We start from the raw sequence: 16,033 nt of genomic DNA on the forward strand, positions 1-16,033 counted from the left end.
GGTGCTGACAATCAATGACCCGCGGAACCTGACCTGTAATCTCCGGTTTTGTGGGCAGTATGAAGACAGCGAAAGCGGTTTATTTTATAATCGGCACCGTTATTACGAGAGTGATACAGGCCAGTACTTATCGCCTGATCCGCTAAACTTAAGGGGTGGCGTAAGTCCTTATAGTTACGTGCATAATCCGGCAAACTGGATTGATCCATTCGGGTTAACTGGCTGTCCAGGGAATAAAGGGGAACCTCCGCACCCATATCAAGGAGTTAGAGATGCATCTGAATATTTGCAATCTATGGGAGTCGGCAGAAGTCAAAGAAAGCAGATCATTGACTCATTTGAACTTTCAGGAATGTCTGTACATAAAGCAGGTGATAGCCTTTATGGTGCACGCTTCCATGATTTTGGAAAAAGAGCCAGACCTGAAGGGCAGTATGTATTTGAAACGTTCACTCCACAAACGAATAGAAGTGGGTTGGCATTACCGCCTGATTGGAATGGAATGACAGGGATTCAACAGTTTCAAATAAAACCGGGAACGACAATCATAAAAGGTAAAGCAGCACCACAACATGATTTCGGCCCTCAATATACTGGCGGTGCAGAGCAAATATTTGTACTTGAGCCGTGGAAATATGGATCTCTAATGAAATGAAAACTTCTGGCAAAACATTTTTGATTGATGCTCTTCAATTAGTTCAGGATACAATTGAACTACATCAAAGTGGAAAGAATGCACCATTATCTATTAGTGTATTAACTCAAGTAAAAAAAGAGTTAGAGGAAATGATAAGGGTTATGAATCCCCAAGTTTACAAGCCATCATATCCAAGATTTATTATGGATTGGCCTGATGAAAATGGGGTGATATCAACCTTAATTGATGTTGCTTATTTTTACCAAAAAATAAGAAAAGTCTAATACAACTCAAAGCCGGAAAGATCTTTCGAGATCTTCCGGCTTTCTGATGATCTATCTTGGTGAATACCCACGGTAAGCCAGCGCCGATTGGAGCTTACCGATGGCATCTTTGAGCGTAAGCGATGAGATGGGTAAATTGTAGTGACACATCAATACTTTCTTATCGATCTGAGTTGTGTACCTTATAAATACACTGTTACTTCTTCTACCCATCATCATCTACTTCACTAAAACTACAGCACTTCCTGTTTCCAGCGACAAGAAAACAAAATTACTTTCCCGCTGATTTCACTCGTTCAATGTTTGCGCCAAGTCCGCGCAACTTATCTTCGATATGTTCATAACCTCGGTCAATATGATAAATACGGTCAACAACCGTCACACCTTCCGCAATACAACCCGCCAGAACCAAGCTCGCTGATGCGCGTAAATCCGTCGCCATGACCTGAGCGCCAGATAATTTTTTAACACCATGACAAAGCACGGTATTACTTTCAATTTCTGCATGAGCCCCCATCCGAATTAATTCAGGGATATGCATGAAACGGTTTTCGAAAATAGTTTCGGTGATCATACCAGCCCCCTCAGCAACCAAATTCAGTAAGCTGAACTGTGCCTGCATATCGGTCGGGAAACCGGGATGCGGTGCAGTACGTAATGTCACAGCTTTAGGACGTTTACCGTGCATATCGAGGCTTATCCAATCTTTACCAATTGCAATATCAGCACCCGCTTCACGTAATTTAGCCAATACCGCATCCAGCGTATTAGGCTGAGCATGACGGCAAACCACTTTGCCACCGGATATCGCCGCCGCAACAAGAAATGTCCCCGTTTCAATCCGATCAGGTAGTACACGATATACACCACCACCAAGGCGTTCTACACCTTCAATGGTGATATGGTCTGTGCCCGCCCCGGTGATTTTTGCACCCAAGGTATTGAGAAAATTAGCCGTATCTTCGATTTCAGGTTCACGTGCTGCGTTCTCAATAACTGTTGTCCCTTCTGCCAACGTTGCCGCAGTCATAATCGTGACTGTCGCTCCAACGCTGACTTTATCCATCACAATGCAAGCCCCTTTCAGACGTCCATTAACGGAAGCCTTAACGTAGCCCTCTTCCAGAACAATTTCAGCACCTAACTGTTCCAAGCCACTGATATGCAGATCAACCGGACGGGCGCCAATCGCACAACCACCCGGTAAAGAAACTTGCCCCTGACCAAAACGCGCGACCAAAGGACCTAACGCCCAAATAGATGCACGCATGGTTTTCACTAGCTCGTAAGGCGCACAATATTGATTCACACTGCAAGCATCCACAAATACAGAACCATTGCGTTCAACTTTGGTCCCAAGGCGATTTAATAATTTGATAGTGGTATCAATATCTTTCAATTCTGGAACATTTTGCAACTCAACAGGTTCTTCAGCCAACAACGCGGCGAACAGGATTGGTAATGCAGCATTTTTTGCCCCGGAAATAGTAACCTCACCCGACAGACGAGTAGGCCCTTTCACACGAAATTTATCCATCTGTGACGACTCTCTTTATATAGTTTGCTGTTCGCGGCGAGACAAACAACATTAAAAACCGTTGAGCTTGCGATCCCGTTTCCAGTCATCCGGTGTGTAGGCTTTAATTGACAAGGCATGAATACGATTATCAGCAATGTATTCCATCAAAGGCGCATAAACGGCTTGCTGCTGTTTTACTCGGCTCATGCCGGCAAACATTTCACCAACCACAATAACCTGGAAATGACTGCCATCTCCGTTAACGATGACTTCATCCAGTGCTAATTTATCCATCAGCACTTGCTTAATCTCATTAGTATCCATAATTGCTCAATGTTCTGTACCCGTCATCTTTCAAGCTGCCTCTTTGTTGGCTGCACTCACTCACCCCGGTCACATCGTTATCTATGCTCCCGGGGATTCGCTCCCTTGCCGCCGCGATGCATCTTGAAATCCATAGGGTATGTAGTTAGAAATAAATAATAGTCAGCCATCTATCCTAATAGAATCCTGCTTATTCTTAAACTATGAAAACGCCCTTGTAACATCTCTGCTTACAAGGGCGCTGATTATACCCGTTATCTTTCAAGTTGCCTCTTTGTTGGCTGCGCTCGCTCACCCCGGTCACATAGTTTGCTATGCTCCCGGGGATTCTCTCCCTTGCCGTCACGATGCATCTTGAAATCCATAGGGTATATACAGGTAATTAATGAGATTATCGGTTAGCTATCAATGATTATGTCTTGCAGATCATAGAGCGTAATCAGGGTGTCAAGCCGTTCATCAATGCCAGAAAAGCGCAATTTATCCCCCCTCTTTTGCATATGATGTTTGAAACGAACTAAAAGAGCCAACCCGGTAGAATCCACATATTCAAGTTGCGACACATTGATGTCATTGATATCGACCAATAATTTCTCTTTTTGCTGCCAGAGAGGAAGCAAACTATTACGATCCAAAGTGCCCTTGAGAATCAATGTTTGCCCTGTTTTTTCCCAGATCAGACTCTCACCCATCTTATTTTTTCTCTTCCAGTGTGATTGGCTGACGGGCGCTGATTTCAAGCTGCTTAGTTAGGCCCTCAACACCTTGCTGACGCAAGATAGAAGCCCATTCGCTCTGTTTAGTCGTAATCATACTGACGCCTTCAGCAATCATATCGAATACCTGCCATTGACCCGTTTTGCTGTTTTTGCGCCATTGGAAATCAAGACGGACAGGAGGACGGCCATTCGGATCAATAATAGTGACACGAATAGCAACAACATTGCTGTCCCCCAACGGCTTTTCAGAGTCAATCTGGTAAGTTTGATTGTGATACATTGCCAAAGCCTGCCCGTAAGCCTGCTCAAGATAAGATTCAAATGCAGCAAAATAAGCCTTGCGCTGCTCTGGGGTCGTATCTTTATAGGAGCGCCCCAAAACCAACGCGCCAGCGTATTTGATATGGATATAAGGCAGTAGCTCCTCTTTCACCACTTGACGCAGATAATCTGGATTTTGACGAATTTGTGATTGGCTGTTTTTCAAACGAGTAAACGTCTTTTCCGCCGCATCCTGCATCAGCTTATAAGGATTTGTCTGATCAACTGCGCTCGCTAATGGCGCAACAACCAGCAGCACCACCATTAATAATCTCTTCAACATAATTGGTTCCTCTTAATGATATTCAGTTGCTGGCTAGGGTGTCGGCGTGTGCTCTGCCCCACTTTGGGCATTATCACCACTCTTATACAAGAACTGGCCGATGAGATCCTCAAGTACCATTGCTGATTTGGTATCCTGTACGCGGTCACCTTCTTTCAGAATACGAGTGCCCATATCCGGATCTTCAAACCCGATATTCAGGGCAATATATTGTTCACCTAATAGGCCAGAAGTACGGATGGAAAGAGAGCTGGTATCAGGGATATGGTCATACTGCTTCATAATATCCAGTGCCACTTGCGGCGTATAAGTTTTTTCATCAAGAGAGATATTTGCAACACGACCAATCACCACACCACCAATTTTTACCGGTGAACGCACTTTCAGACCACCAGTATTATCAAAAGTTGCATACAAACGGTAAGTTGGCTGGTTACCTACCGATTTAATATCTGCCACTTTTAGGCATAAAAAGACGATTGCAGCCAGTGCAATCAAGACAAAAAATCCAACCCAAATTTCACTTTTCTTGCTTTGCATCGGCTTAGTTCCCAAACATGAGTGCTGTCAGCACAAAATCCAAACCTAAAACCGCTAACGACGCATGAACCACCGTTCGAGTCGTTGCTCGGCTTATCCCTTCCGAAGTCGGGATCGCGTCATAACCATTGAATAGAGCAACCCAGGTCACAGTAATGGCGAAAACGACACTTTTAATAAAACAATTCAGCAGATCTTTCTGCCACTCGATAGCAGACTGCATTGAAGACCAGAAGAAGCCACTGTCAATCCCCTTCCAATCAACACCAACCATCGCACCACCCCAAATACCTACCGCCACAAAAATCAAGGATAATAGCGGCATACTGATAAACCCGGCCCAGAAACGGGGCGCGATCACACGCCGTAATGGATCTACCGCCATCATCTCCAGGCTGGAAATTTGCTCCGTGGCTTTCATCAAACCGATTTCTGCGGTCAGCGCTGATCCTGCTCGACCAGCAAACAACAGTGCCGTGACCACCGGCCCCAATTCACGCAACAGAGATATCGCCACCATCATACCAAGACTGGCTTCCGCGCTGTATGTTGTCAGTACCAGATACCCCTGTAGGCCAAGCACCATGCCAATAAACAGCCCTGAAACGATAATAATCAATAATGACCGAACACCCACGCTGTAAAGCTGCTGTCGGAGTAACGGCCATTGTCTGGCGGGTTCTGGCTTGCCAATTATCGCGCGGAAAAGCATAAAACCTGCACGGCCAAAAGAGGCAAATACCTCAATGGCCCGTCGGCCAAGTGCCGCTAGCGCCTGTGTTAACATTAACATCCCATTATCCTAATAACTCAGTTTTATAATCCCCTGCCGGGAAGCGGAAAGGTACCGGCCCGTCAGCAATACCATCCAAAAATTGCCGTACTCGCCTATCAGAATTAGAGTGCAACTGTTGAGCTGTACCCTCAGCAATAATCTGTTGTTCAGCAATAATATAAGCGTAATCTGCAATGCTCAGAACTTCCGGGACATCGTGGGAAACCACCACACAAGTCACACCAAGCGCCTTATTCAGTTCATCAATCAACTTCACCAAAACCCCCATCGTAATCGGGTCCTGACCAACAAAAGGCTCATCAAACATAATCAGATCAGGATCAAGTGCAATAGCACGCGCCAGAGCTGCACGCCTGGCCATACCACCGGAAAGTTCAGAAGGCATCAAATTCGCGGCACCACGTAACCCTACGGCCTCTAATTTCATTATTACCGTAGTCTGTATAATTTCTTCAGGCAAATTCGTATGTTCACGCAGCGGAAAAGCAACGTTCTCAAACACACTGAGATCAGTGAATAATGCCCCAGATTGAAACAGCATACTCATCTTCTTGCGAGCAGCATACAGGTGAGAACGGGATAAAGCAGGAATATTGTCGCCATCAAACCAGATCTCTCCGCGTTCAGGACGTAACTGACCGCCAATCAATCGTAATAGTGTCGTTTTCCCTATGCCAGAAGGCCCCATAATTGCAGTGACTTTTCCTCTAGGCACAACCAGATTAATATCAGCAAAAATCAAACGGTTACCACGGGTAAAATACATACCACGTATCTCGATGAGATTTGCTGTCTGTTGATTCATTATTGATAGCCCTTAACGGTTAATAAATTGGCTTTAATATTTGGTTCATATATTAATCATATATACTACAAAAAAACTGGAAAATTTTCGCCATTAATGTGATGACAAATTTTACTTTTCTATCCACCACCGTCAGAATATACCCCATCTAACTGGTCAGACAATTTTTGTTTAGAAAATCAACCAGCGTTGACATTAATTCGGAATATACCTTACAAGGGACGCTTCATGCTTCTGACCTTTTTACTTCTAATTACCGGGTTGATTTTACTGGTATATGGTTCCGATAGATTAGTATATGGCGCTGCAATTTTTGCCCGCACGCTGGGACTGCCTCCATTTATTATTGGTATTACCATTGTTGGCATTGGAACTTCTCTACCCGAATTAATGGTTTCAGTTACTGCAATGCTAGATAGTCAACCTGATATGGCTGTGGGTAATGTTATTGGCTCCAACATTACTAATCTGCTACTAATAACCGGTGCTGCTGCATTTATTCGCCCAATGGAAGTAAAATCAGATATCCTGCGGCAGGAACTGCTGTTGATGCTACTGCTCACCGTCTTCTGTGGTTATTTGATGAGTGATCACTATCTCAGCCGGATGGATGGGTTGGTATTACTCACTTTCGCCATAGTGTATATCTTACTGATGATAAAAATGGTTGCTCTACCGCGCCGCGCCGAAGCGGATATTTATACGCAAGAACAGGCTGCCGAATTACCGGTCGAAGGCAATAAACACATTGCCCTACTTTGGATTCTATTAGGGTTACTTATTTTACCGATGGCAACTCGTATGGTTATTGATAATGCAACGGTTATTGCCCGCATTTATGGCATCAGTGAATTAGTTATCGGGCTTACCGTACTTGCGGTCGGTACCAGCCTGCCAGAATTAGCAACCTCTATTGCCGCAGCATTCAAAGGCGAAGATGACATTGCATTCGGGAATATTATAGGTTCGAATATATTCAATATATCAATTGTTTTGGGCCTTCCCGCATTACTCTCACCAGCAGCCATTTCACCTGAATCTTTCCATCGTGACTTTTGGGTAATGATGGTAGCCAGCACAATATTTACTGCATTTTGTCTGGGTCGTAAACACCGATTAAACCGATTTAAAGGTGTCCTGTTATTAAGCTGCTTTATCGCTTATTTTATCGTACTGTTTATTTCCAATTACAGCATTGAATAAACACGAATGAGTAGGAAAAAGAAATGCCTAAGATTGATTTTCAGCAAGCGGGTAAAAAAGTATTACACATAGAACGTGATGGATTAACCGAACTTGAACAACATATAAACGGAGATTTTGACCGTACCTGTGAACTGATGTTCAACTGCGAAGGTAAAGTGATTGTCATGGGGATGGGCAAATCCGGCCATATCGGGTGTAAAATTGCTGCCACTTTCGCCAGCACCGGTACACCATCCTTTTTCGTTCATCCGGGAGAAGCCAGCCACGGCGACCTCGGCATGATCACACCTAAAGATATTGTTTTAGCCATTTCAAATTCAGGTGAATCCAGTGAAATTTTGTCGCTGATTCCCGCCTTAAAACGCCAAAAAATCCCGCTTATCTGCATGACTAACAATTACAACAGTAATATGGGAAAAGCCGCCGATATCCATCTGTGTATCAAAGTCCCACAGGAAGCCTGTCCGCTAGGTTTGGCGCCTACAACCAGTACCACTGCAACACTGGTTATGGGCGATGCTTTAGCGGTTGCATTGCTCCAGGCACGCGGCTTTACTGCTGAAGATTTCGCACTATCACATCCAGGCGGCACTCTTGGCCGCAAACTTCTGCTACTGGTGAGTGATTTGATGAATACAGGCGATGATATTCCAAAGGTTAATCGTAACGCCACCTTACGCGAAGCGCTGCTCGAAATCACCCGACAAAAACTGGGTATGACCGTCATTTGCGATGAAAATAGGTATATTGATGGTATTTTTACTGATGGTGACTTACGGCGAGTGTTTGATATGGGCGTCGATTTGTACAATGTCAAAATTTCAGATGTTATGACAACAGGTGGTATCCGCATCAAACCGAATGCCCTTGCAGTTGATGCACTGAACTTAATGCAGTCACACCATATCACGTCCTTATTGGTCGCGGAGGACAATAAATTGCTTGGTGTATTACATATGCATGACCTGCTACAAGCTGGTGTGGTGTAACCGGAGAAAACGCCTTAATGAGCCAATTAGTTTATTTGGACACCTGTTATGGTCCAGTTGATAAAGACGTTATTGAAAAAGCCCGTAAAATCCGCTTGCTGATTTGCGATGTTGACGGTGTTATGTCCGATGGCCGGATCTATATGGGCAATAACGGTGAAGAATTAAAAACATTTAATGTTCGAGATGGTTACGGAATTCGCTGCTTAATTACTTCAGGAATCGAAGTCGCTATTATTACCGGTCGTAAAGCAAAATTGCTGGAAGATCGAGCAAACACCTTAGGTATTACACATCTTTACCAAGGACAAAGTGATAAGGTTTTGGCGTACCAAGAATTGTTAGATACACTGGGATTAAGACCAGAACAGGTTGCTTACATCGGCGATGATCTGATTGACTGGCCGGTCATGGAACAAGTGGGGTTATCTGTCGCTGTGGCAGATGCACATCCATTGCTCTTACCAAAAGCGCATTATGTCACCCAAATTGCAGGGGGACACGGCGCGGTAAGGGAACTTTGTGATTTGGTGCTTTTTGCTCAGAATAAGCTGGAAGAAGCCAAAGGATTATCAATATAGTAGGTTGAAGTGAAACGAGAATGGATAGAATCAAATCCTGGTTGGTGATAACTCTGGTGTTAATCATCCTGGCGTTAATTGGCTGGAACTTGTCTGATTCAGATGAGATTAAATCATCTTCTGCCACAAATAACAGTCAGCCAACCTATCAAAGTCAGGAAGCTATAACTTTTGTTTATGACCCTACGGGGAAACTGACGTATAAACTGGTCGCTGATGACGTCCAAAACTATGCAGAGTCAAAACTTACTTGGTTTACTAAACCGGTATTAATTACCTATGACTCAAATGCCATTGCTACATGGACAGTTCGTGCTAACAAAGCCAAACTAACTAATGACAAAATGCTCTATCTTTATGGAGACGTACAAGTTGACAGTCTAACTAATACGTCACAATTACAACGCATTACTACAGAGAACGCTATCATCAACCTGACCACTCAGGATGTTTCATCTGACGATCAGGTCACACTTATCGGTGTCGGGCTAAAATCCGTCGGTATGAAAATGCGTGGCAACCTGCGAAACAAAACCGCTGAACTGATTGAAAAGGTTAACACCTACTATGAAATCCAACATGAAAAACAGAATCCGTAATGCTTTTATTGCCAGTGCTATCTTTGTAGTCAGTCTTCCCGCTATGGCACTGAAAGATGACACACAGAAACCCATTTCTATCGATTCTGTTAAACAAGCCCTTGACATGACAGGGAACACTGCCACATTTACAGAAGATGTGATCGTTAAACAGGGTTCTATCGATATCCGCGCTGACAAAGTTGTTGTGACTCGCCCAGATGGCGATTCTAAGAAAATGGTTATTGAAGCATTTGGTAATCCGGTAACCTTCTATCAACTACAGGACAATGGCAAACCAATCAAGGGCCGCGGTGCCAAAATGCGTTACGAAATGGATAAAGAGCTGGTTACACTCACTGGCAATGCCTATTTGGAACAGTTAGACAGCAATATAAAAGGCGACCGGATCACCTATCTAGTCCCAACTCAGCAGATGGAAGCGTTTAGTGACAAAGGTAAACGAGTGACAACCGTCCTACTACCTTCTCAATTACAAGAAGAAGGCCTTGGGGTTAACAACAAGAGTAAATAACGATATATGGCAATACTAAACGCAGAAAACCTGGCAAAAGCTTATAAAGGCCGTAAGGTCGTTGAAAATGTCAGCCTAAACGTGAACTCCGGCGAAATTGTCGGCCTGCTCGGTCCGAACGGTGCAGGGAAAACGACGACTTTCTATATGGTCGTCGGTATCGTTTCACGGGATACCGGGACAATTACTATTGATAATGAAGATATCAGCCTACTGCCACTTCACGAACGGGCACGCCGTGGTATTGGTTATTTGCCTCAGGAAGCTTCTATTTTTCGCCGTCTAAGCGTATTCGACAACCTGATGGCTGTATTGGAGATCCGCCGTGATTTGACTCAAGAACAGCGGAAAGAACGTGCCGAAGAGCTGATGGAAGAGTTCCATATCAGCCATCTACGTGACAATCTTGGTCAATCACTTTCCGGAGGTGAACGTCGCCGCGTAGAGATTGCCAGAGCGCTGGCAGCTAATCCTAAATTTATTTTGCTGGATGAGCCTTTCGCCGGTGTAGATCCCATCTCAGTCATCGATATCAAGAAGATCATTCAGCATTTGAGAGATTATGGACTAGGGGTCCTTATCACAGACCACAATGTCCGTGAAACATTGGATGTATGCGAACGTGCTTATATTGTCAGCCAAGGGCATCTGATTGCTCACGGCACACCTAATGATATTCTTAATAATGAACAGGTGAAGCGCGTTTATTTAGGCGAAGGTTTCCGGCTCTAATTCGGCCAGGAGAATTGATTTAACGCTATGAAGCAAAGTTTGCAACTCAGGCTTAGTCAGCAACTGGCTATGACACCGCAGCTCCAACAAGCTATTCGTTTGTTGCAACTTTCTACGCTTGAACTCCAACAGGAAATACAACAAGCGTTGGAAATGAATCCTTTGCTTGAACAGGATGAAGATCATCAGGAAATTGGCAATCAGGAACTTCCCGATAACGAAACGGAAGCTATGGATACGCTTGATGCCTTGCAACAAAAGGATATGCCAGATGAGTTACCCCTGGATGCCAGTTGGGATGAAATTTACACCGCGGGCACACCTTCCGGGACACGCAATGACTATAACGACGACGAACTGCCACTTTACCAAGGTGAAACCGTTCAAACCCTGCAAGACTATTTGATGTGGCAGGCAGAGTTGACCCATTTCACGGAAATAGATGCGGCGATTGCGACATCAATCATTGATGCCGTAGATGACACAGGCTATCTCACTGTACCACTAGAGGATATCCTTGCCAGCCTTGGCGACAACCAACTCACTCTGGCAGAAGTGGAAGCCGTGCTCAAACAGATACAACATTTCGATCCTATCGGTGTCGCCGCTCGTGATCTAAAAGATTGTCTACTCGCCCAGCTATCAATGTTTCCGCCAGAAACACCTTACCTGAAAGAGGCAAAACTGATCGTTTGCGAACATCTGGAGCTATTAGGTCATTGGGATTTCCGCAATTTAATCCGTCTGAGCCGCTTGACAGAAGATACACTGAAAGAGGCCATAAATTTAATCCAGTCACTTGAACCAAAGCCTGGCCTGGCAATAAACACTGGCGAATCAGAATATGTCATCCCCGATGTACTGATTCGAAAAGAGAGTGAACACTGGCAAGTAGAATTGAATACAGATAGTATCCCCCGTTTACACATTAATCAGCATTATGCAGAGCTTGGGCAACATACGCGCAATGAAAGTGACAGTCAGTTTATCCGCAATAACCTACAAGAGGCCAAGTGGCTTATCAAAAGCTTGGAAAGCCGAAATGATACTCTGCTGAAAGTTGCGCGTTGTATTGTAGAACAGCAACAGGAATTTTTTGAACATGGTGAAGAATATATGAAACCTATGGTTTTGGCAGACATTGCTTTCCAGGTTGATATGCATGAATCCACCATTTCCAGGGTGACTACCCAGAAATTCCTGCACAGCCCACGTGGTATTTTTGAATTGAAGTATTTTTTCTCCAGCCATGTCAATACAGAAAATGGAGGCGAAGCCTCTTCAACTGCAATACGGGCTTTGGTGAAAAAACTGGTAGCAGCGGAGAACTCCGTCAAACCATTAAGTGACAGCAAACTGACGAGCATGCTAGCCGATCAAGGCATCATGGTTGCCCGACGGACTGTCACAAAATATCGAGAGTCGTTATCCATTCCGCCATCAAACCAACGTAAGCGTCTGGTTTGAAATGAACAGAGAAGGAAGACAATATGCAACTCAAAATAACCGGCCACAATATTGAAATTACTGATGCATTACGCGACATTATCACTGCAAAATGCAGCAAACTGGATCAATATTTCGACAGGATCAACCTGACTCAGGTAATCCTCCGAGTGGAAAAGGTACAACAAATCGCCGAAGCTACTGTACACATTAACGGAGGTGAGTTGCACGCATCATCAGAACATGAAGATATGTATGCAGCAATTGATGGACTGGTCGATAAACTGGCGCGTCAATTAACCAAACATAAAGACAAACTGAGACATCATTAACAGTTAGTTAACAAAAAATGTAGTAACAACAGCAGATTATTGCTGTAAAACAGTGCGCAAATACAGGATGCCACAGATAACCTATGGCATCCTGTATCAATCAGCACCTAAGTGAATAGGAAAATGAATAATCAAGCAGATTTACTACTAAGCTCTGTGCTTTCCCTCGCATGTACGCGCAATAATGTACATTGTTCGAGCAAAAAACGGGCTTTAGAGATTATCAGTGAGCTAGCATCTCAGCAGCTTAAGTTACCAGAAAATGTCGTATTCGAAGCAATATTAACCCGAGAAAAAGTAGGTACTACTGGAATTGGCAGTGGTATTGCTATCCCTCACGGTAAGTTAGATGAAGAAAGCTCAGATCAAGCGGTTGGCGTTTTCCTAAATCTGGAACAACCTATTGCTTTCGATGCCATTGATAATCAACCAGTCGATTTGCTGTTTGCTTTACTGGTTCCAAACGATCAATGCCAAACACACCTACACACATTGTCATTGATTGCCAAACGTCTTGCAGATAAAAATCTCTGCCGTCGTTTAAGATCGGCACAAAGTGATGAAGAACTATACGCAATTATCACTGAATAACTGTTGCAATGCATGGATAGCAATAGGTAAGAGTGGCTCATAATAACCACTAAGAAATTAAGGGGAGTCGCCTCATGGTGCTGATGATAGTCAGTGGCCGTTCCGGTTCAGGTAAATCCGTTGCCTTACGCGCACTGGAAGATATGGGTTTTTATTGTGTAGACAACTTGCCGGTAGTATTACTACCGGAATTAGCAAATACGCTAGCTGATCGCGATATTTCTGCTGCGGTTAGTATTGATGTAAGAAACATGCCGGAATCACCTGAAGTTTTCGAAGAAGCTCTAACTAAACTACCAGCGAATTTCTCACCGCAATTACTGTTCCTTGATGCTGAACGTAATACGTTGATCCGCCGTTATAGCGACACCCGCCGTCTGCATCCGCTATCAAGCAAAAATCTTTCGCTGGAAAGCGCGATTGATCAAGAAAGTGATCTGCTGGAGCCCCTTCGTTCGAGAGCTGACCTGATTATCGACACTTCCGAAATGTCAGTCCATGAATTGGCTGAGATGCTAAGAACGCGTCTGCTAGGCAAACGGGAACGTGAGTTGACAATGGTCTTTGAGTCTTTTGGCTTCAAGCATGGCATTCCAATTGATGCCGACTATGTTTTTGACGTACGTTTCCTACCAAACCCTCACTGGGACCCCAAATTACGGCCAATGACCGGTCTTGATCGTCCTGTAGCTGCTTTCCTCGACCGTCATACGGAAGTGCATAACTTCATCTATCAAACCCGCAGTTATCTTGAACTCTGGCTGCCTATGCTTGAAACCAATAACCGCAGCTATCTGACCGTTGCTATTGGCTGTACCGGTGGCAAACATCGTTCTGTTTATGTGGCAGAACAGTTGGCCGATTATTTTCGCTCCAGAGGAAAAAATGTACAGTCGCGCCACCGTACTCTCGAAAAGCGAAAATAATGACTGTCAAGCAGAGACTTGAAATCAAAAATCGGCTGGGAATGCACGCCCGGCCAGCAATGAAGCTGTATGATCTAGTACAGCTCTTTGAATCTCATGTTATTTTACGCAATGATAACCATGTTGAAGCCGAAGCCAGCAGCGTCATTGCTATGCTGATGCTGGATTCAGAAAAAGGCAGCTATATTGAAGTTGAAGCCAGTGGCCCAGATGAAGAGCAGGCTCTTGCAGCTATTATTGATCTATTTAATTCAGGATTTGACGAAGAATAACGTTGCCAACCCACCGGTGGATTACCATGTCCTTCACTGTTTTCATTAGCAGCACAAAACAGTTCGTGATCATGATCTCTTTATTTTCCAGTAAGAACAGCCTACTATCAGGTTAATCATTTTAAATAACACCCCCCTCCTCATGGTGCGGGGTGTTATTTTGTATTGGAATCCATTTGGAGTGTGGTATGACTAAACCAGCAATTATCATCAACGAATTAGACGCAGAACGTTTAGATTCCCTGTTGGAACAGCCAGCGTTTGCAGATACTAGTATCGCTGACGCTTTGAATGAGGAACTGGATCGTGCAGAGATTGTACCGCCAGCAGAAATTCCATCAGATGTTGTGACGATGAACAGTCGGATTCGTTTTATTGACCTGACAAGCAATGAAGAGCGGGTTCGTACTTTAGTTTATCCAGCGTCACTGCAAGACAGTTCAGATCAGCTTTCTGTTATGGCTCCTTTAGGCGCTGCATTATTGGGCCTTCGTATCGGTGACGAAATCAGTTGTGAATTGCCAAACGGCGAAAAAACCCGCGTCAAAGTATTAGAATTACTTTATCAACCAGAAGCTGCCGGTGAATATCACAGATAAAACCCTATTAAATCAATACAAAAAACCACTATCGCACAAGTGGTTTTTTGTCTTTGATAACCAAATGGCGACAGGAATTTTATATCTTCAATTACTTTTCAACTAACCACTATACATTATGAGGTAATTATAATGTTCGAAAATAATAACAATCTGTCAATTCTTAAAGAAATAAGAGACACTTAAATATTCATTGGCTCTGATATAGATGAATCAGTAAATCAATATCTTCAAGGAGGTTGGATAATACTTTCTGCTACAAGTGGTACAAATCCAGATAACTATCCTATTCACTCAGTTTTATTAGGTTTCATTCCTTAACAACTAATTTCAGCTCTATGTGTTCAGTAAGGCCGCGTCCTACTTGAATTCTTAAAATCAGCGCGGCTTCTGGTCATGATCCTATCTCCCACGTAAAATAGAATTTTTCCTTTAATATCATTATATTGATATTTTTCCCGTGCTCCTCTTTTGATCCGAAAACTGAAATTTCCTGAAAATCTTTTCAATCATTTCAGTTTGTGATTCCTCTCACTTCGCCAGTGCTGGTACGGTTTGGCAGCTTGCCTTGTAGGATTTTAAAACTGAAAAAATTTTTTGATCCAAAGCGTGCAGGCGGGTGCGGTGTAGTGCCGTTTTCATCATAAGTTCATTTATTTCGTCATAAGTGCAACGAGACAAACCATCACTAAGGTATTTATTTGATTCTTGAGTCAGATAATACAATCGGTTAAAGTAGTGTTGTCATTGGCAAAATCCAGTGACCAAGGTTTTGCAGCCTTGCGTTCATGGACGCTGGTAAGAAGTTTTTACCAGTGCGCCTGCTATCGCCCCTCTATGGCGGTTCAGGCAGGGGAGGTTAACACCTCGCCGGAAATGAACGCCGGTCTGCAAACCCTGTTTGAATCGCCACCACCAAAGAGGGAAGCAGGAATATGAAAAAAGACTGGCATACCGCCGATATTATCGCTGCGATACGTAAGAAGAATAAAACGCTGGCATCATTATCCAGAGAGCA

Annotated in this window: 23 protein-coding genes; 16 read left to right on the forward strand and 7 right to left on the reverse strand. The window is 43.9% G+C overall.

The features are described 5' to 3' along the window. Together SLS51_RS21400 and SLS51_RS21405 are read left to right on the forward strand one after the other, a co-directional pair. The coding region (locus tag SLS51_RS21400; protein WP_323840573.1) for an RHS repeat-associated core domain-containing protein at positions 1-655 on the forward strand (655 nt) is incomplete at its 5' end. Beyond that, a complete protein-coding gene (locus SLS51_RS21405; protein ID WP_323840574.1) occupies positions 652-921 on the forward strand; it encodes a hypothetical protein in 270 nt (89 codons plus the stop codon). The genes SLS51_RS21400 and SLS51_RS21405, both read left to right, overlap by 4 nt. 271 nt (positions 922-1,192) lie before the next feature. Here SLS51_RS21405 and murA read toward each other — a convergent pair whose 3' ends face one another. From murA to mlaF, 7 genes are all read right to left on the reverse strand, one after another. Then, positions 1,193-2,458, reverse strand: coding sequence for a UDP-N-acetylglucosamine 1-carboxyvinyltransferase (gene murA, locus SLS51_RS21410; RefSeq protein ID WP_323840576.1), 1,266 nt, complete (start codon positions 2,456-2,458; stop codon positions 1,193-1,195). A 51-nt stretch (positions 2,459-2,509) separates the two neighbouring features. Beyond that, positions 2,510-2,764: a BolA family iron metabolism protein IbaG gene (ibaG, locus tag SLS51_RS21415; protein WP_011148158.1), complete on the reverse strand. Its 255-nt coding sequence runs from the start codon at positions 2,762-2,764 to the stop codon at positions 2,510-2,512. A 398-nt stretch (positions 2,765-3,162) separates the two neighbouring features. Continuing rightward, positions 3,163-3,456 (reverse strand): lipid asymmetry maintenance protein MlaB, encoded by a 294-nt coding sequence (mlaB, locus tag SLS51_RS21420; protein WP_323840577.1) that lies wholly within the window; start codon positions 3,454-3,456, stop codon positions 3,163-3,165. Position 3,457: 1 nt separating this feature from the next. Beyond that, complete coding sequence (gene mlaC / locus SLS51_RS21425) at positions 3,458-4,087, reverse strand: phospholipid-binding protein MlaC (RefSeq protein ID WP_323840578.1); 630 nt, start codon at positions 4,085-4,087, stop codon at positions 3,458-3,460. A 33-nt stretch (positions 4,088-4,120) separates the two neighbouring features. After that, a complete protein-coding gene (gene mlaD, locus SLS51_RS21430; RefSeq protein ID WP_323840579.1) occupies positions 4,121-4,627 on the reverse strand; it encodes an outer membrane lipid asymmetry maintenance protein MlaD in 507 nt (168 codons plus the stop codon). 4 nt (positions 4,628-4,631) lie between these two features. Continuing rightward, the gene (mlaE, locus tag SLS51_RS21435; protein WP_323840591.1) at positions 4,632-5,414 is read right to left on the reverse strand and encodes a lipid asymmetry maintenance ABC transporter permease subunit MlaE; all 783 of its coding nucleotides are present in this window, start codon (positions 5,412-5,414) and stop codon (positions 4,632-4,634) included. Positions 5,415-5,424: 10 nt separating this feature from the next. After that, positions 5,425-6,228, reverse strand: a complete 804-nt coding sequence (mlaF, locus tag SLS51_RS21440) for a phospholipid ABC transporter ATP-binding protein MlaF (protein ID WP_323840580.1) — start codon at positions 6,226-6,228, stop codon at positions 5,425-5,427. 228 nt (positions 6,229-6,456) lie between these two features. On the opposite strand from mlaF, the gene SLS51_RS21445 reads away from it, so the two are divergent. From SLS51_RS21445 to SLS51_RS21510, 14 genes are all read left to right on the forward strand, one after another. Continuing rightward, positions 6,457-7,431, forward strand: coding sequence for a calcium/sodium antiporter (locus tag SLS51_RS21445; RefSeq protein ID WP_323840581.1), 975 nt, complete (start codon positions 6,457-6,459; stop codon positions 7,429-7,431). Between the two features lie 23 nt (positions 7,432-7,454). Further along, entirely contained in the window at positions 7,455-8,423 is a 969-nt protein-coding gene (gene kdsD, locus SLS51_RS21450) for an arabinose-5-phosphate isomerase KdsD (protein ID WP_323840582.1), read from the forward strand. A 17-nt stretch (positions 8,424-8,440) separates the two neighbouring features. Continuing rightward, on the forward strand, positions 8,441-9,004 hold the full coding sequence (gene kdsC / locus SLS51_RS21455) for a 3-deoxy-manno-octulosonate-8-phosphatase KdsC (RefSeq protein ID WP_058589775.1): 564 nt from the start codon (positions 8,441-8,443) through the stop codon (positions 9,002-9,004). 20 nt (positions 9,005-9,024) lie between these two features. Continuing rightward, a complete protein-coding gene (gene lptC / locus SLS51_RS21460; RefSeq protein ID WP_323840583.1) occupies positions 9,025-9,603 on the forward strand; it encodes an LPS export ABC transporter periplasmic protein LptC in 579 nt (192 codons plus the stop codon). After that, positions 9,584-10,117, forward strand: coding sequence for a lipopolysaccharide ABC transporter substrate-binding protein LptA (gene lptA, locus SLS51_RS21465; protein WP_323840584.1), 534 nt, complete (start codon positions 9,584-9,586; stop codon positions 10,115-10,117). The genes lptC and lptA overlap by 20 nt, the downstream gene beginning before the upstream one ends. Positions 10,118-10,123: 6 nt before the next feature. Further along, positions 10,124-10,849: an LPS export ABC transporter ATP-binding protein gene (lptB, locus tag SLS51_RS21470; RefSeq protein ID WP_323840585.1), complete on the forward strand. Its 726-nt coding sequence runs from the start codon at positions 10,124-10,126 to the stop codon at positions 10,847-10,849. A gap of 27 nt (positions 10,850-10,876) precedes the next feature. Continuing rightward, positions 10,877-12,316, forward strand: coding sequence for an RNA polymerase factor sigma-54 (rpoN, locus tag SLS51_RS21475; RefSeq protein WP_323840586.1), 1,440 nt, complete (start codon positions 10,877-10,879; stop codon positions 12,314-12,316). A gap of 23 nt (positions 12,317-12,339) precedes the next feature. After that, on the forward strand, positions 12,340-12,627 hold the full coding sequence (gene hpf, locus SLS51_RS21480) for a ribosome hibernation promoting factor (RefSeq protein WP_036775988.1): 288 nt from the start codon (positions 12,340-12,342) through the stop codon (positions 12,625-12,627). A 123-nt stretch (positions 12,628-12,750) separates the two neighbouring features. After that, complete coding sequence (gene ptsN, locus SLS51_RS21485) at positions 12,751-13,218, forward strand: PTS IIA-like nitrogen regulatory protein PtsN (protein WP_323840587.1); 468 nt, start codon at positions 12,751-12,753, stop codon at positions 13,216-13,218. A gap of 74 nt (positions 13,219-13,292) precedes the next feature. Next, positions 13,293-14,144, forward strand: coding sequence for an RNase adapter RapZ (rapZ, locus tag SLS51_RS21490; RefSeq protein WP_323840588.1), 852 nt, complete (start codon positions 13,293-13,295; stop codon positions 14,142-14,144). Next, a complete protein-coding gene (gene npr / locus SLS51_RS21495; protein ID WP_165579101.1) occupies positions 14,144-14,416 on the forward strand; it encodes a PTS phosphocarrier protein NPr in 273 nt (90 codons plus the stop codon). The genes rapZ and npr overlap by 1 nt, the downstream gene beginning before the upstream one ends. 188 nt (positions 14,417-14,604) lie before the next feature. Continuing rightward, complete coding sequence (gene rnk, locus SLS51_RS21500; protein ID WP_323840589.1) at positions 14,605-15,015, forward strand: nucleoside diphosphate kinase regulator; 411 nt, start codon at positions 14,605-14,607, stop codon at positions 15,013-15,015. Between the two features lie 708 nt (positions 15,016-15,723). Next, on the forward strand, positions 15,724-15,954 hold the full coding sequence (locus SLS51_RS21505; RefSeq protein WP_011147669.1) for a hypothetical protein: 231 nt from the start codon (positions 15,724-15,726) through the stop codon (positions 15,952-15,954). Continuing rightward, on the forward strand, positions 15,951-16,033 hold an 83-nt coding region (locus SLS51_RS21510; protein ID WP_323840592.1), incomplete at its 3' end, for a helix-turn-helix domain-containing protein. The genes SLS51_RS21505 and SLS51_RS21510, both read left to right, overlap by 4 nt.

It is taken from the genome of Photorhabdus africana (assembly GCF_035181445.1).
GTDB lineage: Bacteria > Pseudomonadota > Gammaproteobacteria > Enterobacterales > Enterobacteriaceae > Photorhabdus > Photorhabdus laumondii.

Coding starts and splice junctions, on each gene's coding strand:
- SLS51_RS21405 (WP_323840574.1), top strand. CDS start 652: ATGAAAACTTCTGGCAAAACATTTTTGATTGATGCTCTTCAATTAGTT.
- murA (WP_323840576.1), bottom strand. CDS start 2,458: ATGGATAAATTTCGTGTGAAAGGGCCTACTCGTCTGTCGGGTGAGGTT.
- ibaG (WP_011148158.1), bottom strand. CDS start 2,764: ATGGATACTAATGAGATTAAGCAAGTGCTGATGGATAAATTAGCACTG.
- mlaB (WP_323840577.1), bottom strand. CDS start 3,456: ATGGGTGAGAGTCTGATCTGGGAAAAAACAGGGCAAACATTGATTCTC.
- mlaC (WP_323840578.1), bottom strand. CDS start 4,087: ATGTTGAAGAGATTATTAATGGTGGTGCTGCTGGTTGTTGCGCCATTA.
- mlaD (WP_323840579.1), bottom strand. CDS start 4,627: ATGCAAAGCAAGAAAAGTGAAATTTGGGTTGGATTTTTTGTCTTGATT.
- mlaE (WP_323840591.1), bottom strand. CDS start 5,414: ATGTTAACACAGGCGCTAGCGGCACTTGGCCGACGGGCCATTGAGGTA.
- mlaF (WP_323840580.1), bottom strand. CDS start 6,228: ATGAATCAACAGACAGCAAATCTCATCGAGATACGTGGTATGTATTTT.
- SLS51_RS21445 (WP_323840581.1), top strand. CDS start 6,457: ATGCTTCTGACCTTTTTACTTCTAATTACCGGGTTGATTTTACTGGTA.
- kdsD (WP_323840582.1), top strand. CDS start 7,455: ATGCCTAAGATTGATTTTCAGCAAGCGGGTAAAAAAGTATTACACATA.
- kdsC (WP_058589775.1), top strand. CDS start 8,441: ATGAGCCAATTAGTTTATTTGGACACCTGTTATGGTCCAGTTGATAAA.
- lptC (WP_323840583.1), top strand. CDS start 9,025: ATGGATAGAATCAAATCCTGGTTGGTGATAACTCTGGTGTTAATCATC.
- lptA (WP_323840584.1), top strand. CDS start 9,584: ATGAAAAACAGAATCCGTAATGCTTTTATTGCCAGTGCTATCTTTGTA.
- lptB (WP_323840585.1), top strand. CDS start 10,124: ATGGCAATACTAAACGCAGAAAACCTGGCAAAAGCTTATAAAGGCCGT.
- rpoN (WP_323840586.1), top strand. CDS start 10,877: ATGAAGCAAAGTTTGCAACTCAGGCTTAGTCAGCAACTGGCTATGACA.
- hpf (WP_036775988.1), top strand. CDS start 12,340: ATGCAACTCAAAATAACCGGCCACAATATTGAAATTACTGATGCATTA.
- ptsN (WP_323840587.1), top strand. CDS start 12,751: ATGAATAATCAAGCAGATTTACTACTAAGCTCTGTGCTTTCCCTCGCA.
- rapZ (WP_323840588.1), top strand. CDS start 13,293: ATGGTGCTGATGATAGTCAGTGGCCGTTCCGGTTCAGGTAAATCCGTT.
- npr (WP_165579101.1), top strand. CDS start 14,144: ATGACTGTCAAGCAGAGACTTGAAATCAAAAATCGGCTGGGAATGCAC.
- rnk (WP_323840589.1), top strand. CDS start 14,605: ATGACTAAACCAGCAATTATCATCAACGAATTAGACGCAGAACGTTTA.